The 22262-nt window shown below is 43.2% G+C and carries 15 protein-coding genes; 12 read left to right on the plus strand and 3 right to left on the minus strand.

The window, feature by feature from the left end; genetic code table 11:
• Positions 1 to 75: 75 nt before the first annotated feature.
• Positions 76 to 2523 carry an outer membrane beta-barrel protein gene (locus MTO98_RS08385; RefSeq protein ID WP_243486196.1) on the minus strand — a complete coding sequence of 816 codons (2448 nt, stop codon included), beginning with the start codon at positions 2521 to 2523 and terminating at the stop codon, positions 76 to 78.
• Positions 2524 to 2746: 223 nt separating this feature from the next.
• On the opposite strand from MTO98_RS08385, the gene MTO98_RS08390 reads away from it, so the two are divergent.
• From MTO98_RS08390 to MTO98_RS08400, 3 genes are all read left to right on the plus strand, one after another.
• Positions 2747 to 3019: a hypothetical protein gene (locus tag MTO98_RS08390; RefSeq protein ID WP_243486197.1), complete on the plus strand. Its 273-nt coding sequence runs from the start codon at positions 2747 to 2749 to the stop codon at positions 3017 to 3019.
• 15 nt (positions 3020 to 3034) lie between these two features.
• The gene (locus tag MTO98_RS08395) at positions 3035 to 3646 is read left to right on the plus strand and encodes an alpha-ketoglutarate-dependent dioxygenase AlkB (RefSeq protein ID WP_243486198.1); all 612 of its coding nucleotides are present in this window, start codon (positions 3035 to 3037) and stop codon (positions 3644 to 3646) included.
• Positions 3647 to 3708: 62 nt separating this feature from the next.
• The gene (locus MTO98_RS08400) at positions 3709 to 4083 is read left to right on the plus strand and encodes a hypothetical protein (protein ID WP_243486200.1); all 375 of its coding nucleotides are present in this window, start codon (positions 3709 to 3711) and stop codon (positions 4081 to 4083) included.
• 206 nt (positions 4084 to 4289) lie between these two features.
• Here MTO98_RS08400 and MTO98_RS08405 read toward each other — a convergent pair whose 3' ends face one another.
• A complete protein-coding gene (locus tag MTO98_RS08405) occupies positions 4290 to 5477 on the minus strand; it encodes a VCBS repeat-containing protein (protein ID WP_243486201.1) in 1188 nt (395 codons plus the stop codon).
• Positions 5478 to 5769: 292 nt separating this feature from the next.
• Between MTO98_RS08405 and MTO98_RS08410 the strand changes: the two genes are divergently transcribed.
• The 3 genes from MTO98_RS08410 (at position 5770) to MTO98_RS08420 (ending at position 10365) form a co-directional block, all read left to right on the plus strand.
• Complete coding sequence (locus tag MTO98_RS08410) at positions 5770 to 6558, plus strand: alpha/beta hydrolase (RefSeq protein ID WP_243486202.1); 789 nt, start codon at positions 5770 to 5772, stop codon at positions 6556 to 6558.
• A 245-nt stretch (positions 6559 to 6803) separates the two neighbouring features.
• Positions 6804 to 9665: an ATP-binding protein gene (locus MTO98_RS08415; RefSeq protein WP_243486203.1), complete on the plus strand. Its 2862-nt coding sequence runs from the start codon at positions 6804 to 6806 to the stop codon at positions 9663 to 9665.
• Between the two features lie 70 nt (positions 9666 to 9735).
• Positions 9736 to 10365, plus strand: coding sequence for a response regulator transcription factor (locus MTO98_RS08420; protein WP_243486204.1), 630 nt, complete (start codon positions 9736 to 9738; stop codon positions 10363 to 10365).
• 272 nt (positions 10366 to 10637) lie between these two features.
• On the opposite strand, the gene MTO98_RS08425 is transcribed toward MTO98_RS08420, so the two are convergent.
• The gene (locus MTO98_RS08425) at positions 10638 to 11366 is read right to left on the minus strand and encodes a GntR family transcriptional regulator (RefSeq protein ID WP_243486205.1); all 729 of its coding nucleotides are present in this window, start codon (positions 11364 to 11366) and stop codon (positions 10638 to 10640) included.
• 256 nt (positions 11367 to 11622) lie between these two features.
• On the opposite strand from MTO98_RS08425, the gene MTO98_RS08430 reads away from it, so the two are divergent.
• From MTO98_RS08430 to MTO98_RS08455, 6 genes are all read left to right on the plus strand, one after another.
• A complete protein-coding gene (locus tag MTO98_RS08430; RefSeq protein WP_243486206.1) occupies positions 11623 to 13434 on the plus strand; it encodes a class I mannose-6-phosphate isomerase in 1812 nt (603 codons plus the stop codon).
• Between the two features lie 5 nt (positions 13435 to 13439).
• Positions 13440 to 14885: a sugar porter family MFS transporter gene (locus tag MTO98_RS08435; protein ID WP_243486207.1), complete on the plus strand. Its 1446-nt coding sequence runs from the start codon at positions 13440 to 13442 to the stop codon at positions 14883 to 14885.
• A 61-nt stretch (positions 14886 to 14946) separates the two neighbouring features.
• On the plus strand, positions 14947 to 18123 hold the full coding sequence (locus MTO98_RS08440; protein ID WP_243486208.1) for a TonB-dependent receptor: 3177 nt from the start codon (positions 14947 to 14949) through the stop codon (positions 18121 to 18123).
• Between the two features lie 18 nt (positions 18124 to 18141).
• Positions 18142 to 19773 (plus strand): RagB/SusD family nutrient uptake outer membrane protein, encoded by a 1632-nt coding sequence (locus MTO98_RS08445; protein ID WP_243486209.1) that lies wholly within the window; start codon positions 18142 to 18144, stop codon positions 19771 to 19773.
• A 30-nt stretch (positions 19774 to 19803) separates the two neighbouring features.
• On the plus strand, positions 19804 to 20931 hold the full coding sequence (locus MTO98_RS08450) for a SusE domain-containing protein (RefSeq protein WP_243486210.1): 1128 nt from the start codon (positions 19804 to 19806) through the stop codon (positions 20929 to 20931).
• A gap of 94 nt (positions 20932 to 21025) precedes the next feature.
• Positions 21026 to 22246, plus strand: a complete 1221-nt coding sequence (locus MTO98_RS08455; RefSeq protein ID WP_243486211.1) for a glycoside hydrolase family 76 protein — start codon at positions 21026 to 21028, stop codon at positions 22244 to 22246.
• Positions 22247 to 22262 lie beyond the last annotated feature (16 nt).

Below are 22262 nucleotides of genomic sequence, written 5' to 3' on the forward strand. Positions count from 1 at the left end.
AATCATCCTCCAAACAGACAATCACAATCCCGAAATAGTCGGGGTATTAAATGCGTACCTGATATCCTGAGTTTATTAATGTGCCCTGCCTTGTTCGCTCTCGGCCCCGCCTGTATTGCGTTTGGCCGGTACATTGGTTAGTTTGCCAAAGCTGTATGTAAATGTGAGGGTTGCAACCTGCGTATCAACAAAGTTGTGGTAGGTTGCCGTTGCGCCTGCTATATTGGTAATGGTGCCGCTCGGGCTAAAGGATTTAAAGATATCCCGCATATTTAACTTGATTGAGCCCTTGTTGTTCAATACCTTTTTTTGAATAGCAGCATTTAACATGCCTGTGGGGATAGATACAAACTGTCCGTAAGCGCCGCTTGTATTATAAAAACCGCTTAGCTCGGCACTCCAGGTTTTTGATAAGGTGAACTGGTTATTACCGTTGGCACTAAAAGTAGTTTTTGACTGGTTAAGGTAACCCGAGTAAAATGCCCCCTGGTAGGCGTTATTATAAACTTCGGCATAGAGGTTAACCGACCACCACTTGGCCGGCTGTAAGTTGCTGCTGACAGAAAAATCCAATGTTTTTTGCTGACCTATGTTACCAGTGGTACTGATAAATGTATTACCTACTTTTTGAATGGTTTCATTTTGAACATCGGTTGTACGGTTATAAGCAAGGGCTACGGTAAACAGGCTTTTGAAACTGTAAGCCAGTTTATAATCGTCGGTAAATTGCGGTTTCAGGAAAGGGTTGCCCGAAAAATAAGTAAACTTGTCTACAAAAAAAGTAAAAGGGTTTAAGCTGCCATAATTGGGCCTGCCAATCCTGCGTCCATAGGAAACAACCAATACATTATGGCCGGCAGTGTCAAGGTTGTAGGAAAAATAAGCAGTTGGGAAGAGATTTGTGTAATGTTTAAGAAATGACGAATCGGATTTGTGGGCATTGCCAAGCTGATGTCCGTTGCCATTGGTGTTTTCCAGGCGCAGCCCCGTTTGCAGGGAGAACCGGCCGAAGGTTTTATTGAAATTTACATAGCCGGCATTGATATTCTCTTTGTATAAAAAGCGGTTGGTATTATTGTAATCAATAGTGCTTACGTTATCAATCACATTAAAATAGTTGGCGGCGTTATCGGTATTCACATAACTGCTCTTAACGCCGGCTTCCAGCTTGGCTTTGCCTTTAAGCGGATGCGAATAATCAACCTTTGCAGAGTAGATATTGATGGTAGCGGGCAGGTTATTGCTGATTGTTTGTGAATTTGTTAAGGTGCCATCGGGCAAAAAAGTATTGTTAACAAAAAATTGATTACTGCCCGATATATCGCTGATGTAATCCAAATCAAAAGTAAGCGCCCTGCCGGTACTGTCGAACTTATGGGTGTAGTTAACGTTAATGCCTTTGCTATCAAACTTGTTTTTAGAGGTATTGAGGGTGTTAATGGTTGAATCCAGTCCGCCGGTTTTATCATACAATAAACTGTACACCGGGCTGCTGTCATGATCGCGGGATAGGGTGCCGGTAAATACAATGCCCCAGGTTGTTTTAGGTGAGGTAAAGTAATCTAAGCCTGCCTTGATATTGGTATTGTTGCTTGAGGGCCTGAAATAGGAGATATCCTGCAGGGAGGAAGCCAGTTCACCATTTGCATCAAAATAATGCCTGTCAATTTCAAGCCTCCTGAAGGTTTTTTGTTTGTTGTAAGCCACGTTGGCAAAAAAGTTAACTTTATCTAACCGGTAATTGAAGTTGATGCTTTCATCTGTACGGCCATAAAAACCCTGGGCTAAATTCACCGATGCTACTGCATTAAATCCCCTGGCGGTGTTTTTTTTAGTTTTGATATTGATTACACCTGCATTTCCTGCTGCATCATATTTTGCCGGCGGGTTATCCATCAACTCTATTTGATCTAAAGCCGAAGACGGTAATGAACGCAGATAAGTTGCCAGGTTTGCTGCCGAAAGGTAGGTAGGTTTATCATCAATCATCACCAAAACACCACTTTTCCCTTTAAAAGTAATATTGCCGTCGGCATCTATTTGTACGCCGGGCGTTTTTGACAGCACTTCAAGTGCGTTGGCTCCTGTATTTGATATAAGCGCCCCTACATTAACAACTGTGCGATCGATCTTTTGCTGTACATAGGATTTTTTGGCAGTTATGGCTACTTCATTCAACGTTTTTCCGATGGGGAACAGGACAATAGCGGGTAAATTAACAGGCTTGTCCTGGCTTACTGTTACCGGCTGGCTTGAGTAGTTTTTGTAGCCAATATAAGTAGCCTTAATGATATAAGTATTGTTTTTTAAATTTAGAAAGGCGAAACTGCCATCCGGTTTGGCCAGGCTGGTGCTAATCACTGCAGAATCTTTTGCAGCAAGTAAAACCAGGGTTGCGCCGTCAAGTGGTTTCTTTGTATCATCTGATATTGTACCCGAAATACTGCCGCGGGTGGTTTGTGCATGGGCAAAATTGAAAGTAATGAGTGTGAGTAAGGTCAGTAATGTTTGCAATTGTCTCATAACTATGAGACCGCTTTTTGGTTAATATAGTTACATGAAATTTGATGATTTAACATTGTTAATTGCTTTTTGCAACTTAAACCAACAGATCAGACCCCATTGCATGTTACGTTTTCATCAGATAAGGTATTTGCCAATAACAGAATATAATTTAAGCAAGCTGATAAAATACTAAAAATGTTAGTAAATTATTATCTTTGAGAAAGATTACAACGTTTAGGATATGAACATGCATAGCTATCTGACCAGGGAGGCTAAGGCCTTTGTAAAACGCAGGAATGGCCCGGATGAGGTTATTAGAGTAGTGCCCGACCTTTTGTATAACAATACAGGCCAGTGTTACCAGCTATATACCGCTTTTGAAGAAGATCCGGATGATCTTGGCCGTATTTTATTTGATGAAAATGGTTTCTGGATTTATGATGGTAACCTGCTATCTGTAACTGAGCAGGAGCAGCTTGCAGATTTTATTATCAATTACATTGAAAGGTTGTGAAAAACCACGGAATCAATGATGGAACAATTAAGTTTTTTTGCGGAAGCAGGACAGAGCAGGGGATTACCAAAAGAACTACTGGAATACCACGCAAATTTTATTGATCAGGAAACAGGCAATAAATTGCTTCAAAAATTCATAGCCGAATGCCCCTGGAAGCAAACAACTCAAAAAATGTGGGACAAAGAGTACCTTACGCCCAGGCTCACTGCCTGGCATGGAGATGTTGGTACAGATTATTCCGTATCCGGTAGAATCTCCAATCCAAATCCCTGGACACCGGAATTACTGATGCTGAAGGAAAAGGTGGAAGCCATGGCCGGGATCAGGTTCAATAGCGTGTTGCTGAATTATTACCGGGATGGCAATGACTCTGTGGCCTGGCATAGTGACCGGGAAAGTGCATTGGGCAAAAACCCTGTTATAGCCTCAGTCAGTTTCGGACAGGTGCGCTGCTTTGATATCCGTAACAAGGTTAATCATCAGGAGCATTATACCGTAAAACTGGAGCACGGTTCATTCCTGTTAATGAAAGCTGGTTTGCAGGAACATTGGGAGCATCGCATTGCCAAATCGCTCAGGCCAATGAAAGCCAGGGTTAACCTAACCTTTCGGGTAGTGATCTGATTAGCGACGTGGCCGCGTTAAAATCGCATCGGTTAAGTATATTGCATATTATTTGAGCAAACATGGATAAAACAATTCCTTTTGATTATCTGCTCGATTACCTGCCCGCCGGTATCGTTGTTAAGCCGGCTATAGGCATGTTTTATATTTATTTCGATCAAAAGATCGTACTGATTTTCAGGAAAGTGAATAAAAACCCGCAGCATAATGGCATTTGGATTTCTACCAAACGGGAGGATCATGCCAGTTTGAAAACGGAGATTCCGGCCATTACTGATTTTGAGTTAGAAGAGGGGTTTGATACCACCTGGTTATTGCTTAGCGATAGCCATGATGATTTTGAAAACGCAGCAATACAACTCTGCGAACTTGTTTTGCGCAAGGATAAAAGGATTGGCAAAGTAACAGCTAAAAGCAAAGCCATATTTGGAAATTGAGCCTGTTGACTGATGTTTTAAAGATAACAGGGTTTTGCTTACCGCATTTCTATTCTGCTGTGGATGTTTGGGATAGAGGGCTGTTAGCAATTATTATTGCCTTATTAATGTTTAGTTATCATGCTTGAATGCTGCAATCACTAACCCGGTGCAAAATTTAGGAAGCGGATAGATGGTTTTCAGTAGTCGATAATTTACCTGTTATTTTATTTCCGGCTTTTTAGCGTGGTATTACCAAAGTATAAAATATTCGGAGCGTCTGAGCGTGCTGCAGCAATGTCAGGTGTTCCGTCTTCATTAAAGTCGCCAATTGCAAAGCCATACACAGTCCCTTTTGAATCGCCAAAAGTAACCGGTTTAAAGTGCCCCGTACCTTCGTTATAAAATATTGTCGACGGTGCTTCTATATGCCCTACTATGATATCAATTTTTTTGTCATTATTCAGATCAGCAATCGTAAGTGCATAAGGAACTATTTTCCGGTCTGCCAATGAAATACCTTCCGAAAATGTTTGATCTTTTTGGCCTAAGTAAAGGTACACTCCTTTGTTTTCGTCTATGGTCACAATATCAAGCAATTTATCGCTATTGAAATCGGCTACCGCTGCCATTCGAATGGTAGCATCAGGCGGGCCGAAGGGTACGCGATGAGCATCGGAATAAGACATGTCCGAACTTCCGAAATATATGTAACTCTGACCGCCGTCACGATGTGGGGCAACCAGATCAATAAAGCCATCATTGTTAAAGTCTGCAGGGGTAATTGTTGTGGTAGGGTAGGGTGCAAACGGGATACAATTACTGCCGAACTGTCCTTTTCCGGTATTTAAGCAGATATAGTTTGAAGTTTTCGATTCACCCCTGTTAGCCAAAATTATATCGGGCAACCCGTCGCGATTAATATCGGCTATAGAGATATTCCGGGTTGACCATTCCGGACGCCCAAATTCCGATGCTACTTTAAAATTGCCTTTCCCATCATTAAAATAAATTATTTTATGGTCGGGGTCATCATTACTTACAGCAATATCAAGGGAGCCATCGCCATTAAAATCCGCCAAAGCGCCGGTGTATGAACGATCTGATATGTTCCCAAGGTTATACGCTTTTCGTATTTTGCCAGTGCCATCACCAAGCAAAACCCGGTCATGAATAGGCCAATGTCTTCCCTTTACTAACAAGATATCAAGGTGTCCGTCTCCGTCCAGATCGCCTAAACTTACATTAGCGGTTGTATCGGCTTTTTCCTCTAATAGCATACTATGGTCAAAATGGAGAAAGCCATTAATATCGTTTCCACCTTTTTTGTGTTTTGGGGTACGCGCGTTTTGCTGGCTTAATCCACTTTGAGCAACAGCTATGAGGAGGCACACAGTTAAAAAGCAAATTTTCATATACTTTATTTAAAAGTTTTTGTAGAAGATTTGAATAACCTGAAATGGTTAGCTTGTGCTGAAATTGCATGAAATTTTCGCATAAGCTATCCTGTAAATTTAATTAATTATCAGTGTTTCATAGTGATTTAGTAATTATAACTAATGTTGATGGCTGCTCTTTTACTGCGAAGATACTTCGATAGATAAAATGTCCGGTTCGAAGGCTGCTTTGCCGGGTTGGCCGAATTTAGATGCTCTTTGACTGTAACGGATCATAGTTTTGAGTATAAATCAAGAAAAACACAACGAAATGAAAACTCAAATTAACTTTATCAAACCACTTTTAGCAGTTGCAGCAGCATATTTATTTGCTTTCAGTCCAATAAGCGGTATAGCACAAACTGCGCCTGTTGTAAAAAATATTGTTATCGTGCACGGCGCTTTTGCCGATGCATCAGGCTGGGAGGGGGTATATAAAATTTTGAAAAAGGATGGTTATAATGTAACGCTTGTTCAAAATCCGCTAACTTCATTAAATGACGATGTTGCGGCTACCAACCGTGCTTTGGAGAAACAGGATGGCCCGGCTGTATTGGTAGGGCACTCATGGGGTGGTTCGGTAATTACCGAAGCAGGCGTATCATCAAAAGTAGCAAGCCTGGTATATGTGGCGGCATTTGCTCCTGAGGCAGGTCAATCAACGCTCGACGTTTATCAATCAGGCCCTCCACTTGCGAAAAACGGAATTTTGCCTGCTGATAAAAACGGGTTCGCGTATTTTGATAAAGCGCTTTTTCATGAATGTTTTGCTGCTGATCTGAGCGTAGAAAAAGCAGCTTTCATGTTCGACTCACAACAGCCCATTATCGGTTCAAGCTTTGTTGCCCGTTTAACACGGGCTGCATGGAAAAACAAACCAACTTATGCAGTTGTAGCTACCGAAGATAAAGCCATTAACCCCGAACTTGAACGTGCTATGTATAAACGCGCCGGTGCCATAGTAACGGAAGTGAAGGGGAGCCACGTTGTATTTATTTCAAAGCCCGAGGCCGTGGCGCGTGTAATTGAAACAGCGGCCAAAAACGCTGGTAAAAAATAATTCTTTCATCCACATCGGGTTAAGAAAAGTGTAAGGACGGTCCGTTTAAAACTGTTCTTACGCTTTTTTGGTTATTAGGTTTGTTAAAAAAAAACATATATAATCCTAATCACGATAAAGCTCTTTAATTACATAGCATTTCTTTTTACATTTATCAGGCGGTATAATTGTGCAAAACCGTACGCTTCCTATCATTGTTGTATATTGTTAAAAAGCAGCGATGTTAAATTGATACAAATTATAAAATGCCGCTAAAAAGCTCTTTTTTAAAACTTTTAATATTAACACTGTTTTTATTCGCGGGCCGGCTATATGCAGGCACTCCCTATCAGGTAGTTTACTTAAAAAACTACAGCGCAACTGATGGTCTGCTGAGTTCACGGGTTAATTATTTAATGCAGGATAGTAAGGGCTTTATCTGGATTGCTACGGATAAGGGGGTAAGCAGGTTTGATGGCCAGCGCTTTAAAAATTTCACATCGGCCGATGGTTTGGAAAGCAACGAGTGTTTTCGGATAGCAGAAGATAATTACCACCGGATTTTTTTTTACTGTAATAATTATCGGGTTTGCTATTATGAAAACGGGCTGATACATAAGCTTAGTTCGGCTCAAAAAGTAGTGGTATTACCTTTTGCCAATTTCTTTTTTAACCGTTACAATGAACTTTGCGTAAATTACAGGCTAAGTACCAAAGTATATCATTTTGATGAATTGAATTCAAAGCGGCATCCCATCAAGCACTTAAGCGGATATATTTATGGTGAAGCAGGGGAAGAGGTAGTTCTGTCCGGTAATGACCTTAATATCCTTGAAAATGAGTTATCAGAAGGGCAGTTAAATTATCAAACAGCTAACACCAATACCAAACCTTACCGGTTGGCTATACAGCAAAATAATTTGTTGTTGATAACCAAAGATTGGGTGCATGTTTATGAATATCAAAGAAGTGGAATTGTGCCGCTTAATAAAATCTATTTTACCGGTAATGTAACTTCAGTTTACCTAACCGGTAAAAATACTTTTGCCGTTACAACTGTAAAGCAAGGCACTTACATTATCAACTATATCAGTAATGAGCGGAGAAATTATCTTAATGATCACATCACCACTTCAACCCTTATAGACAGGGAAAATAATTTGTGGTTTGGCAGTTATGATAAAGGGTTTTTTCTAAGCACCAATCCCGAAGTGAGGGTTATTAACCAGGAAAGCGGCCTGGCAAATGAGGATGTTTTAAAACTAAGCATTGCAGGCGGCTACCTTTTTACGGGGCACGTTTTAAGCACACTGAATTATATAAAGCTTGGTACAAGTCAAGCGCCGCCTATAGGTACTATTACTTTAAATCAAAACCGGTCTGATTTTAATCGGATAACCAATCTGCTTACAATTCCGGGTAACAGGCTCATTATCGGTACTGATAACGGCATATTCGGATTGGATGTTTCCAATACCAATCCGTCATCCTGGCGTTCCGAAAATTATTTTGACGGCCCTATAAAGGGCATTACTCAAACGGCCGATACAGTGTATTTTCTTTCGCAAAATGCAGTTATCGTAATGTCAAATCACCTTAAACATCTAAAAGGTTATAGGTTTAAGCCCATACGCATGACCTCTGTTGCCTGGTATAAAAACAAGTTGCTCATAGGTTCGCTTTATGGGTTATACCAGTTCAAGCCAACTGCTACAGATATTACCTACGTACGAACGTTAGCTAATAAAGGAATAAATGTTGTTAAATGCCTGGCAACAAATAACGACATATGCGCAATAGGTACAGAGGCACAGGGCGTATTTTTACTGGCCGGAAAAAAGATCCTTCAACTTAACTCGCCAGACATCTCTTCGGGCGATATTCGTAAACTGGTATGGACAGATGCTAATACACTATGGGCATGCACGGCAAATGGCGTAAGCGTTATCAGCTTCACTAATAATTATCAAAATTACGAGGTGAGTTTGATAAATACCAGTAACGGACTTCCGTCAGATAACGTTGCAGATGTGGTACAATACGGCCGTAATTATTATATAGCCACAGATCAGGGCATAGCAGTTACCCAAAATTTGGGTAACAGGAACCTCCCCAGGCCAGTATTGATTAATGATGGTCCATCCGGAACTCAAAGCCGTTTCACTTACGGTCAGCCTGTGGTATTTGATTGCGTTGCGATATCCTACAAAAGCATGGGGAAAATACAGTACCGGTTCAGGCTTAAGGGTGTTGATAAAAACTGGAGCATTGCCCCCTCGGGCGAAAAGCGGTTTGACCTGTTGCCACCCGGAAACTATGAGTTAGAAGCAGTGGCTGCCGACCGCTTTAACCAATTGAGCCAAACACTTATTTTTCAATTTACCGTAATGCCTTTATGGTATCAGCGGCTTTGGCTGCAGGCAATGGCTGTAGTGGGTGCTTTAATTATAGTTTTCTTACTGGTACGGAAATATTATCAGTCCATCATCGGTTTGCAAAAAAAGGACTACGAAAATGCGCTTGCCCTGCAACGCGAACGCCAGCGGATCAGCAGCGAGGTACATGACGATTTGGGTGCAAGTATATCTGGCATCAAGCTGCGAACCGAATTGTTAAGCCGGAAAGTTGCCGATCAGCCTGATTTTAAGGAAATAGATGCCATTCATGAAGGCATTACGGATATATCTACCCAGATGAGATTAATTATCTGGAGCCTTGACGCCGAAAACGATGAAGTGAGCAACCTGGTCAATTTTATTCATAAACAGGCTGTCAAGATATTTGAATTCAGTAATGTTCGCTTGCATGAAAGTACCTCGGTTGGCGAAGCCATAATTCCGATCAATGGCGAAAGAAGACGGCAGGTATACCTGCTTGTGAGGGAAGTTTTAAACAATATCATTAAACATTCGGATGCGCAAAACGCTTATCTGGATATTAGCCTTTACAAAAACCGGTTGCTTATTAGTATCCGTGACGACGGCCGGGGCTTTGACCCGGATCTTCGCAAACATGAAACGATGGGTCTTCGTAATATTTACGCGCGTACAAAACGATTGAATGCTGAGCTAAAGATCAACACAGCTCCCGGCAAAGGTACATCCATAAGTCTTAAACTGCACCTTTAGACTACCCCATAATAGGTATAAACAAAATCGGAATAATTTAAGATATTAGCATTTTACATTTACCGTAAGCATGCTTCAGATAGTTTTATTAGAGGATAATTTACATTACCGGCGTGGGCTGGAACAGATTATTCATGATATGAGCGGCGTAAATTTGATGGGGTCATTTGCTAATGCCGAATCCGTATTAAAAAAGATAGACCAATTTAAGCCGGATGTTTTTATAGTTGACATAAACCTTGAAGGAATGTCGGGCATTGAATTTATACGACGGGCCAAACCCTTTTTACCCAATACCGAATTTTTGATGTGTACCATAAACGATGATAATACCAATATTTTTGAGTCGTTAAAGAGTGGTGCAACAGGCTATATGCTCAAAGAATCGTCGGCCGATGAGATCAGAAATGCAATCACAGAAATTGCGGCGGGCGGCTCGCCCATGAGCGCCTACATTTCGCGCAGGGTAATAGCATCGTTTAACACGGCTGCTGCCCAGCCCGCCAACCATGCCGCCGAAAACCTTACAGAGCGGGAAATTGAAGTACTTAATCATCTGGCGCGCGGCCTGCAATACAAAGAAATTGCAGATCGGCTTGAAATTACTACTGGTACCGTTAAAAAACACATTCGCAATACCTATGTTAAGCTGCAGGTACAGAACAAAGTAGAGGCTATTAATAAATTTCGCGCAATTTGATATACCACTTTTTCAGTATTGCAGAGGTTAAAGGTTAAAACTAATTTAGCATCATTAAAGAAACTGAGGGGCGGTCTTAAAATTAGCTACCTATTAGTGATTTTAAAACCTAAACCTTATCATATTTTAAGTTTATTTATAATTTAGAATAACATTAACAACAGCCAGATAACTTAAAAAAGTTTGGCTGTTTTTGTTTTAATGAATCAGTAAAGCTATCCTGACTTTAATATCAAGCTTATTTTTGAAAAACAGGTGTGAACTTTAGGTGGTTATCGCCTGCTTTCTACTGTGTAAACAAAGCTATCTGCTTTATAGTAACCAAGGTTGTATTCCATCGGCCGGTCTCCCTGGTCAAATACAAACCGTTTCCTGAACAACACAGGGTCTCCGGTTGCAATCTGTAGTTTATCTGCTATTAATGTATCTGCAGCGTGGGCGCTGATCTCCTCTTTTGAAAGCGATGCGATTGTTGAATGCTCGTGTTCAAGCATTTCATATAATGGTTGTTTAAAATCTTCATCTCCGGTTAAACCTATCCGCGGATGGAAATAGGACACGAAGTATACGAATGGGCCATCGGGCTTTCCGCGTACCCTTTCCATTTTCAATACCTTTTTATCGGCTTTGATCTCAAAAAAAATAGCAAGTTGTTCATCCGGCTCCACCCAGGTAACATGCAGTTCAAAGTTTTTGATAGTTATTCCCCGCAATTTCATTTCCTGCGAAAAACTTAGCCAATTATTTGATTTTGAACTAACTGTAGACTGGTTGACCCTGGTGCCCATTCTCTTTTTACGAATAAGCAGACCTTCAAAAACAAGCTTGTTGATTGCCTGGCGAAGTGTGCTGCGGGATATAGCCAGCAACTTCGCAAGTTCCACCTCGTTGGGCAGCAGCTTGCCATTCTGATATGCTTCTTCAGCAATTAATTTTCTTAAAAGTTCTTCGGCCTGGGCGTGCAGCGGTACCGGGCTTCTGTGGTTGATTGAATACTTCATTTCAGGAGGTTGCCACAATGATAGCAATTTTGGCCAATTGTGTCAAATGTTCATACATATTAATTGGTTTAATTTGTTGATTTGTAACAGCAAACTTTTGTTATAGAAAAATTGAAAATCTATTTGTAAAAATAATAATTGTTTATATGTTTGTACATATCTTTTATAAATCATCGATACTTTTAAATTAAAGAATCGACTTTAATACCTAAATATCGATTTTCTTTGCGATTTAATATGTACATACATTATTACAATGATAGAAATTGACCAGACAAGTTTTAATTCTTACACAGGCCTGAGCTCCGAATTAAGGAAAACTCAGCAATTTTTGATGCCGGCGCAATTAACCGCACCATTCAGGCAGGCAGAAGGGTACAATATTTATCCCACCGCCGTGCTGGAAACCGGAAAGATTTTTAGCGGTTTTGACTCCCTTGTTGCTTTTATTGCCGGTCACAAAGCAATATTGATTGATGGCTATGTAGGCGTGTTTTGGGAACGTATTAAAGAAGGCTTGCAGCAATGCCTGGCAGATCGGGGCTTAAATGTTAACTGGATTTATACGGCCGATTACCTGAAAGATTCTGATGAAATTGATCGCCTTGTTGGGCCATTCCTGGGGGAGTATTCATCTGTTTGGGGTACAAGGACGACTTTGTCTTTAGCCGATTTGTTTACGGAGGGGCTTAACACGCAGAAACCGGATGCAAATAGCGATGTAAATATCATTATAGGTCCGGGTGCCGCACTGGCTGACTGGGAGGCTCCCGTGATCTATCTGGATATTCCTAAAAATGAGATACAGTTCAGAATGCGTGCAGGCAGCATCACAAACCTGGGCGCGAAAGCCCCTGATGAGCCCTTTCAAATGTACAAGCGCTTCTATTTTGTTGATTGGGTAATTCTGAACAATCACAAAAAGGCAATTCTTGACAGGCTTTCGATCATAGCCGATGCGCAATGGCCAGAAACCATCAATTGGATGCAGCAATCAGATCTTGTAGCAGGGCTCAGCAAATTGAGTGCCTCTGTATTTCGGGTAAGGCCGTGGTTTGAACCTGGTGCATGGGGCGGACAATGGATGAAGGAGCGCATCAGTAATTTGAATAACGATGTTGTTAATCTGGCCTGGTCATTTGAGTTGATCGTTCCGGAAAACGGGCTGGTATTTGAAAGCGACGGCAATCTTCTTGAAGTATCCTTCGATACCATTATGTTCGCCAATTGCCAAAACATTCTGGGTAAACATGCTGCACGTTTTGGCGACGAATTCCCGATCCGTTTCGATTTTCTTGATACTTACAAAGGTGGGAACCTATCTATACAATGTCATCCAAAATTAAAATACATCCAGGAGCAATTTGGCGAAACGATTACCCAGGATGAAACCTATTATATTTTGGATTGTGATGATAATGCTTCCGTTTATCTCGGTTTCCAGGAAGATATTGATCCGGTTGTATATAAAGAGGCCCTTGAAGGCAGCCAGGCAACCGGTAAACCTGTGGATATCGAACAATACGTGCAGGTACACTCGGCCAAAAAGCACGATCTGTTTCTTATACCTAACGGTACAGTTCACAGCGCAGGGGCTGGTAACCTGGTACTTGAAATAAGCGCCACACCTTACATTTTTACTTTTAAGATGTATGACTGGGTACGTTTGGACCTTGACGGCAAACCACGCCCTATTAATATTGACCATGCCTTTAACAACCTTGATTTTGAGCGCAAAGGTGAACGTGTGCAACAGGAATTGATTTCGCACCCCCAGGTTATTGAAGAAACCCCGGGATATCGCCTGGTCCATTTGCCCACACACAAAGAACATTTTTATGATGTGCACAGGCTTGAGTTTGACAACTCAGTTGAAATTAATACTGATAACTGCTGCCATGTGCTGATGCTGGTAGAAGGTAACTCCCTCACGGTTGAAACAGCTGATGGTGTAAAAATGGATTTTGCCTATGCAGAAACATTTGTGATACCGGCTGCTGCGGGTACCTATCGACTTACCAATCAAGGTAAGCAACGTGCAAAAGTGATCAAAGCATTTTTAAAATAATGGAAATGACATCTGAAATTCAACAAGCTGATACAAAGAAGAGCGGTGCTTTTCTGTACCTGGTATGCCTTGTGGCTGCCCTGGGAGGTTTTCTTTTTGGCTTTGACACTGCTGTGATTTCCGGTACGGTTAACCTGGTTCGGCATGATTTTAATTTAAACGCTGTAACTGAGGGATGGTTTGTGAGCTGCGCTTTGCTGGGTTGTATAGTAGGCGTGGCGGCATCCGGGGCATTAAGTGATAAGTATGGGCGTAAAATAGTGCTCATCTTATCGGCTGTTCTTTTTCTTGCCTCTGCGCTTGGCTGCATGTGGTCCGGTTCGTTTACAGCGTTAATCGTGTTCCGGCTTATCGGCGGCCTGGGCATTGGTGTAGCCTCCATGGTTTCGCCGCTGTATATCTCCGAATTTGCGCCATCGCGTTACCGGGGTATGATGGTATCGCTGTATCAGTTAGCACTTACGGTGGGTATAGTTGTGGCCTACTTTGCTAATGCCTATCTTTTAAGTAATGCAGGAGGCAATTTTTCAGGAGCCGGTTTAAAACTAATCCTGTCAGATCAGGTATGGAGGGCCATGCTTGGCTTAGGTGCTTTGCCCGCAGCAATTTTCCTGCTTTCGCTTTTGGCCGTGCCAGAATCACCAAGGTGGTTACTGTTAAAAAAACGGGTTTCGGAAGCCAAAGCGATATTGATCAGGATTGATGGCATAAAGGCAGCAGAAAACGAAATGGCTGCGTTTCAGGCAGGCCAGGACAGGCAGGATGAGCAAGGTTTTAAGGAACTTTTGCGGCCTGTATACCGGCGGCCGCTCCTGATCGGGTTGTTACTGCCTCTTTTTTCGCAATTGTGCGGTATCAACGCAGTTATCTACTACGGGCCTAAAATTTTAGAGCAGGCCGGCTTTGCGCTCAACAATGCGCTTGGCGGTCAGGTTACTATCGGGCTTGTAAATGTTGTGTTTACGTTTGTTGCCATTTTTACCATTGATCGCTGGGGCCGTAAGCCGCTGCTGTTTGCAGGGGTAGGCGGTGCTGTTGCAGCATTGATCCTGATCGGTATCCTTTTCTTCGCCGGGGTCACATCAGGTCCCTGGATCTTGGCTGGTATCCTGATTTTTATAGCCTGTTTTGCTTTCTCCTTCGGCCCGGTATGCTGGGTTGTTGTAGGAGAGATATTCCCGGGAGCCGTGCGCGGTAAAGCCATGTCATTAGCAACACTCTCTTTGTGGATCGGGAATTTTCTGGTCGGCCAGCTCACCCCCGCATTTCTTGAAGGTTTGGGCGCGGCGTGGACCTTTTGGATCTTCGCGGGCTGCTGTGCTCCGGCGCTGCTGCTCACACACAAACTAATTCCCGAAACCAAGGGGAAATCATTAGAAAGTATTGAAACCTATTGGGCCGAATCATTTGATCGTGCATCATCAAAAGCGCCCGTAAACCAGGAGCGTTGATACAGCCCTTAATAAAAATGCCAATTTATAGACAATGAATTAACCAATTAAAACCAAACAAATGAGATTTAAACTTTTACCCAAAACAGGAAAAATGCAAAGGCATGCATACCGGGCAATTATCCCGGCGCTGTTGCCTGCTGTGTTTCTCTGCTGGAACGCGCCGGTTGCTGGTGCGGCTGTTCCGGTGATTACCCGTGCCGATTTGAGAAACGCCGCTAATATCGTTATTACAGGGCAGGTAACTGATGAACAGGGCCGCCCACTGCCGGGAGTAAGCATCCGTTTGCTCAATTCAGGTTCGGGCACAGTTACCGATATCAACGGGAACTACAAACTTTCTGTACCTGAGGCAAGTGCAAATGGCACGCTGACGTTTTCTTTTATCGGTTTCGTTACCCAAACGGTATCTATTAATAATAAAACGCAGTTTAATATCAGCCTGAAACCGGATACAACCAAGGCACTGAATGAAGTAGTGGTAGTGGGTTATGGTACACAACGCAGGGCGACTATCAATAGCGCCATCGGTACAGTTGGTGCTAAGGATATCAATGACAAGCCTGTGCTGAACCCCGCTCAGGCGCTGCAGGGGCAATCTCCCAACCTTATTATCCAGCAAAGTACGCTGGATCCCGGAGCCAGCCCCAGTATCAATATCCGTGGTGTGGCAACAACAGGTAATAATGACCCGCTTTTGGTTATCGACGGTATCGTTTCACAATCTGTTGGTGATCTTAACCTGATCAATCCAAATGATATTGCAAGCGTTACTGTGCTTAAAGATGCGGGTTCTGCCGCTATATATGGTTCACGTGGTGCAAATGGCGTTTTACTGGTAACTACTAAAAGCGGTAAACTGAACCAAAAGGCATCCGTTACCTACAATGGCAACTTTGGCTGGCAAAAACCGGATATCCTGGTAAAAAAGGTAAGCGGAGCCGATAATGCTTATTACAAAAATGAAGCACTGGCAAATTCAGGGCTTCCACCTGCATTCACGCCCGAACAAATCCAGCAGCTTGCTGCCCAGGGCGATGGAAACTGGGATATCAATCATGTGCTTTATAACGCGCCCCAAACCTCTCAGAACGTAAGTGTGAGCGGCGGTGCTGCAACTAATACCTATTTTATTTCTGCCGGATACCTTAACCAGCTGAGTAATTTTATAGGTGACGGTGGCTCGGGCAGCAAATTCGGGTATCAAAAATATAACCTTCGCATGAATCAGTCTACGATCATCGGACGTTTCAAATTATCCGGAATACTTGAGTATACCAAATCCCGTAACAAAACCAACAGCGTTGGCGATAACAATATTTTTGCTGATGCCAACCGCGTACCGCATAACTATAGCTGGACAGATGCCAACGGCAACTACCTGACCAATCCCATAGCTTCTCAATACAACGAGTATGGGGTATTAGAAAAAGGCGGTTTTAACCAGGCAGACAATGACCGGATTTTTGGTAACCTGAATGGTACCCTGAGTATCACCAACGAATTGAGTTTAACCGGCGTATTTGGTGGTACCCTTCAAAACAACGGAAACTTTTTCAGGCGTGCGCAGGTAAATTATGTCCCTGCAGGCGTATACGGAAATGACCTGACCACTTTTGATAACAATTCAAAGTCCAGTTCATTTAACACGCAGGTATACCTGGGTTATAACAAAGCCTTCGGCGCGCATAATATCAGTGCTACATTAGGTGTTTCGAGCGAATTGAACAGTCAGCGCGGCTTTCAGTTAATGAAAACATTAACCGATCCGGTATTTGGTAATGCCACCACCGGAACGCTGATAGATGCCACAAACTCTTATAACAGTGTCACCATCCAGGCAAACAGCCTGCAATCGGCTTTTGGCAGGATCAGCTATGATTACAATAACCGTTATTTTCTTGATTTTGTATTCCGTGATGATGCCTCATCAAAATTTGCCAAAGGGCAGCGCAATGGCTTTTTCCCTTCAGTAAACGCCGGTTATGTAATTACCGAGGAGAGCTTTATGGAGCCGCTAAAAAATACGCTGAACAATTTGAAGATAAGGGGCAGCTATGGTGTAGTCGGCAACAATCAATCGGCAGGTAACTATACTTATTTAACAACATACTTTAACTATCCCGGCGCTTATGGCTACAATGGTGTTATCCAGGGCGGTGCAGGTACTAACCTGTCAAACCCACTGCTTACCTGGGAGCGGGCACATACGTTAAACGTAGGTTTGGATTTTGGACTTTTCCATAACAAGCTAACCGGCTCTTTTGATTATTTTAATAAAGTAACCAGCAATATTCAGCAAACCCCGCTTGATGTTCCTACCATCTTCGGTGCGGCGCCGCCTGTAGCCAACGTGGCAAAGGTTCGTGACATGGGCTGGGAACTTGAACTTACTTATACCTTGAAAACAGCTAAGGTTACACAAAGCTTTAGCGCCAACATAGGTAACACACAAAATAAGTTAATGCAGCTTACGGGCAATACCAAGCAAATAATCTATAATCAGGATGTTTATCAGCTAATCCGTCGCGTTGGCGAACCTATTACACAGTATTACGGCTATGTTACCAACGGATACTTCCAGAACGAAGCTGACGTAAACAACTATCCTAAGCCGGCAGGTGCAGTTGTTGGCCCCGGCGATGTGAAGTTCAAGGATTTAAATGGCGATGGCAAAATAGATGATAACGATAAGAAAGTTATCGGAAATCCTTTCCCTCATTACACTTTTGGCTTTAATTACCGGATTGCAGTTGCAGGTTTTGATGTATCGTTATTTGTTCAGGGGGTTGGCCAGCGCGACGAGTTTTTGCGCGGCGAACTGGTAGAGCCTTTCCATTATAATTATGGTGCTACCCTGTATGAACATATGACCGATTATTGGACCCCTAATAATCCCAACGCCCGTTATCCGAGGCTGGCAACCATTGGCTCGCCATCCAATACTAACAACTGGCGCTCCGGCTCCGATCTGTACCGCTTTAATGCAGCTTATGCCCGCCTTAAAAACGTAAATATTGGCTATACCTTGCCTCAGGAGCTTACCCGCAGGGCAGGAATGGAGCGCGTAAGGATATCGCTCATCGGTCAAAACCTGATAACGCTTTCAAAACTCAAGTTCATCGATCCTGAAACTACCGAATTTGGTAACAACGTAAGCCCTAATTCGGCTTCAAACAGTGCGAGAAATTACCTGCTTCCCATTTTTTACGGTGCAGGCCTGGACATCACCTTTTAACCCATTTACTGAAAGGACATGAAAATTTTAAATAAATATTTTGCCATTACCGCACTGGTGCTGGCGAGCGGGTGCCGTAAATTAGATATCGCACCAACGGATGCATACTCTGTTCTTAATTTTTGGACTGCAGATGCCAACGTATATAATGCACTGAATAATAACTACAGCCTGATGTATAACAGCGGTCTCTATTTTGCGGCCGAAGGATTATCAGATAACGCTTATTCGCAAACAAATACAGACCTTATTCAGATAGCAAGCGGCAACGCCAATGCACAAACCCCCAAATTTGCGGGCGATTGGGCATATTATTATTCTACCATCAAATCCTGTAACCAATTCCTGGCAAATATTGACAAAAATACCACGCTTGGTGCGGCTACGCTTGATCGCTTAAAGGCTGAGACCCGCTTTATCAGGGCTTTTGAAGATTTTAACCTCACCAAATGGTACGGCGATATCCCGCTGGTAAGCACAGATATCTCCCAGGACGATGCGAAAACCATTGCGCGTACCCCTAAAGCCGAAGTTATAAACTTCATATTGAGTGAATTAAATGCAATTGTACCGTTGCTGCCCTCAAAAGATCAATTACCGGCGGCAGAAAATGGCCGTATCACCAAAGGGGCGGCGCTTGCTTTACAGGCGCGCGTGCTCCTGTACCAGGGGAACCGTATGGCCGATGTGGCTACAGTATGCGAAAGTTTGATGAATAGCACCACCAATGGCACCTATTCTCTTAATCCAAACTATAGCAATCTTTTTAGCGACCCATCAACCAACAGAAACAACCCTGAATCGATATTATCGCTGCAGTATGTTCCGGCAACCACCCGTACCTGGACAGACTTTTGGGATTTTGCGCCAAACAGCGTGGGCGGACGCGTGAATGCACTTGCTCCAAGCCAGGAGTTGGTTAATGACTATATCATGCTTAATGGCAAGGCTATCACCGATGCCGGATCGGGTTATGATGAAAACAATCCATATACAAACCGCGACCCAAGACTTACCGCAACTGTAGTTTATGATCGTTACAACTGGAATAGCGGCGGTGGTGTAAATGGCACAACAAAGGTGATTTATATCAAGCCTGGCAGTGATCCAACCCGGCCCGGTCCTGATGAATATTCTTCTGGCCGTCAAAGTTCATCGCCAACAGGTTATTACTGGCGAAAGTATTTTGATCCTTCGGCACTGGCCAATTTCACATCTGGTAACAATATCCACTTGTTTCGCTACGCCGAAATCCTGCTTGACTATGCAGAGGCTAAAAGCAGCCTTGGGCAGATGGATGCAACGGTGTGGAATAAAACCATTGGGGCGCTTCGTACAAGGGCTGGTTTTAGCGACCCTGCTGCATTAAACTATCCGGGCGGCGATGTTACCAACGCTATCCGTCGCGAACGCCGGGTGGAATTAGCTATGGAAGGCACCCGTATCGATGATATTCGCAGATGGAAGACAGCCGAAACTGTATTAAACGGCTATGTTCACGGAGCAAAATTCTCGGGCGATCCGGCTACAGACAACGGCTATATCCGCGCGCAGCTGCGAAGGTTCAATACCAACCGTGATTACCTTTGGGCTATTCCAAGCGGTGACCTGAGTTTAGATTCAAAGCTGACACAAAATCCAGGTTATTAACTATAAAATCACCAATTATTCCTGAATAATATGAAAAGATTATTTGTATTTGCAGCAATAGCTTTATCTGTAGCTTTTGTTGTAAGCTCCTGTAAAAAAGACAAGCGGGCGCTGGATACCAACGTTAGTGCAGTTGGTACACTCTCAGCACCTCTTAATGCCAGCAGCCTGAGCCTGCAGCCCGGCGGGCCTGGTGTAACATTTAAATGGAGCGCCGCTACAGCCAATGATGGCGGTTTAATTATGTACGAGGTTGCTTTTGATAAAGCAAACGGCGATTTTAATAAACCTGTTTACCGGGTTTTATCTGATGGTTCTGGCGTGCAAGCGCAGGCAACCATCCCGCAGGATACGCTTAATAAGATCGCATCTTTGGCCGGCATAGCTTCATCAAGCGCCGGTACATTGAAATGGACAGTGATTGCTTCAAAAGCTACAAACCTTCAAATAAGCAAGGTTTCTAATACATTGCAGGTAAGCAGGCCTGCAGGGTTTGCAGTGCCGCCAACCTCATTATATATAACCGGTACTGCTACAGAAGCCGGTGGGGGTGATATATCTAAAGCCATACCTTTTAAACAGATTTCGGCAGGTGTGTTTGAACTGTACACTTCGCTTGCTCCCGGTAGTTATGAGTTTACCGACAAAGCAAACAGTAGTGGAACCAAGTATTATATAGATGATAAAGGCATTGTTCAGCAAGGCAGTGGCTCAACTACAGTTAGCGGAGCAAAAGCAACCTATCGCCTGCGCCTTAATTTCAATGTAGCCACCAGCAATGTAGTAGGTATTCAGTCGTTGGGGCTATTTATGTCGGCTTATAATACCGAGATCGGGCAATTGAATTATATTGGTAACAGCACCTGGGAAAACCCTAAAATTCCGGTTACCTTTTACCAGTTTTCGTGGGGACGGGATGAACGTTATAAGTTTGCGCTTCATACCTCCAACGGTATCGAGTATTTAGGCAGTTCAAACGTCAACAATATTGCACCGGCGGGCCAACCGGCAAGTTATTTTTATCTGTTGCCTGTAACCGATGCGCAATGGGATAATACGTACAAATTCGATCCTTCGATAGATACGCATAACGCCAGGGTTGATGTTTACTTCGGTGCTTCCGGGCCGTATACGCACACGGCAACTGCGGTTAATTAACTGCAATAGCTTGTGTTGAATATACCCCTATACTTATGTTTATACCGCCTGCAGTTTAATACAAACTGCAGGCTATTTTAACAGAATCAAAGTTATGAAGATGCAATTTTGCTGCGGGATAGCAGCGCTTACGTTAGTACTGGCTTCCTGCGGAAAATCTAAGGTTGACCCTGGCAATGGTGGTAATAACAACAATTCGGGTGGTAATAATGGCGGAGATAATGGTGGCACTACTACCGAATCTGTTTATTTAACCAATGCAAAAGCAACCCATGCTTTTATAGCATCTGGCTATGCAACGTCTTATGGCAGCTACCGGGTAAATACAACAACAAATACCGGCGGGGCTTTTGAATGGTACGTTGCAAGCCAGTTGTATGCTGATGCTGCAATGGTTAACCTTGGCGATAAGAGTTACAAATCTTCTATGAACAATACCCTAACATGGTTGAACAAACTTGTTGATAAAACCGATGCTAACGGCGGGCTTTTTGCCGCCGCCGGTTTAGACGGATCAGGTGCAGGTGGCGGAAAATATGTAGATGACAATGCCCTTACCGGCATGGCTTTCCTGGCTGGTTATGACGTTACCAGCGGAACAGATCGTGACGCCTACCTTACAGCAGCTCAGGGCTGCGCTAAATGGCTAATGAACAGCGGGCAGTGGGATAACGACCTCGGCGGCGGCTTTTGGTGGTCGACCGATAAAACGGTTAAGCCCAGCCAGTCTAATGGGTTGGCAATGCAGTTATTTTGTCGCCTTTATAAAATTACCGGGAACGCTGATTATAAAAACTGGGCAACTTTGGTTAATAACTGGCTCAATGGCCAGATGTATGACAGTACTACCGGCCTGTACATCTGGCAAATCGAAAAAAATGGTACTAAAGACACCTATAAATTTACTTATGACAATGCAATTATCGTAGAAGCACAATTGCTTTACGCAGATGCTATGCAGGATGCCACATACCAAACCAAAGCGCAGGCTTTAGGTAATGCAATGATCAAAACGCTTTGGGATAAAGGGCATAACGTATTCATTTTTAACACTAACGACCCAAGGATAAACCCTTGTTACAGTGGCTGGGCTACACAAGCAATGATCAGGCTTTATGAGTTGGATAACAACAGCAACTGGTTGGTTTACGCAAAGGGCAACGTGGACGCAATTAACGTGGTCCTTAAAAATCCGGCGCTTAACGGTTATTACCAATATGCAGCACTGGATGGAGCCGGAAGATATTCAAACTTAGAGGGTGTGGATCAGGCCTGGATGCAGCGGATTCAAACACTGTTATCAAAATATAAGTAGGCAAGCCAACATAAAC

Origin of the sequence: Mucilaginibacter sp. SMC90, assembly GCF_022811725.1 — a bacterium.
GTDB lineage: Bacteria > Bacteroidota > Bacteroidia > Sphingobacteriales > Sphingobacteriaceae > Mucilaginibacter.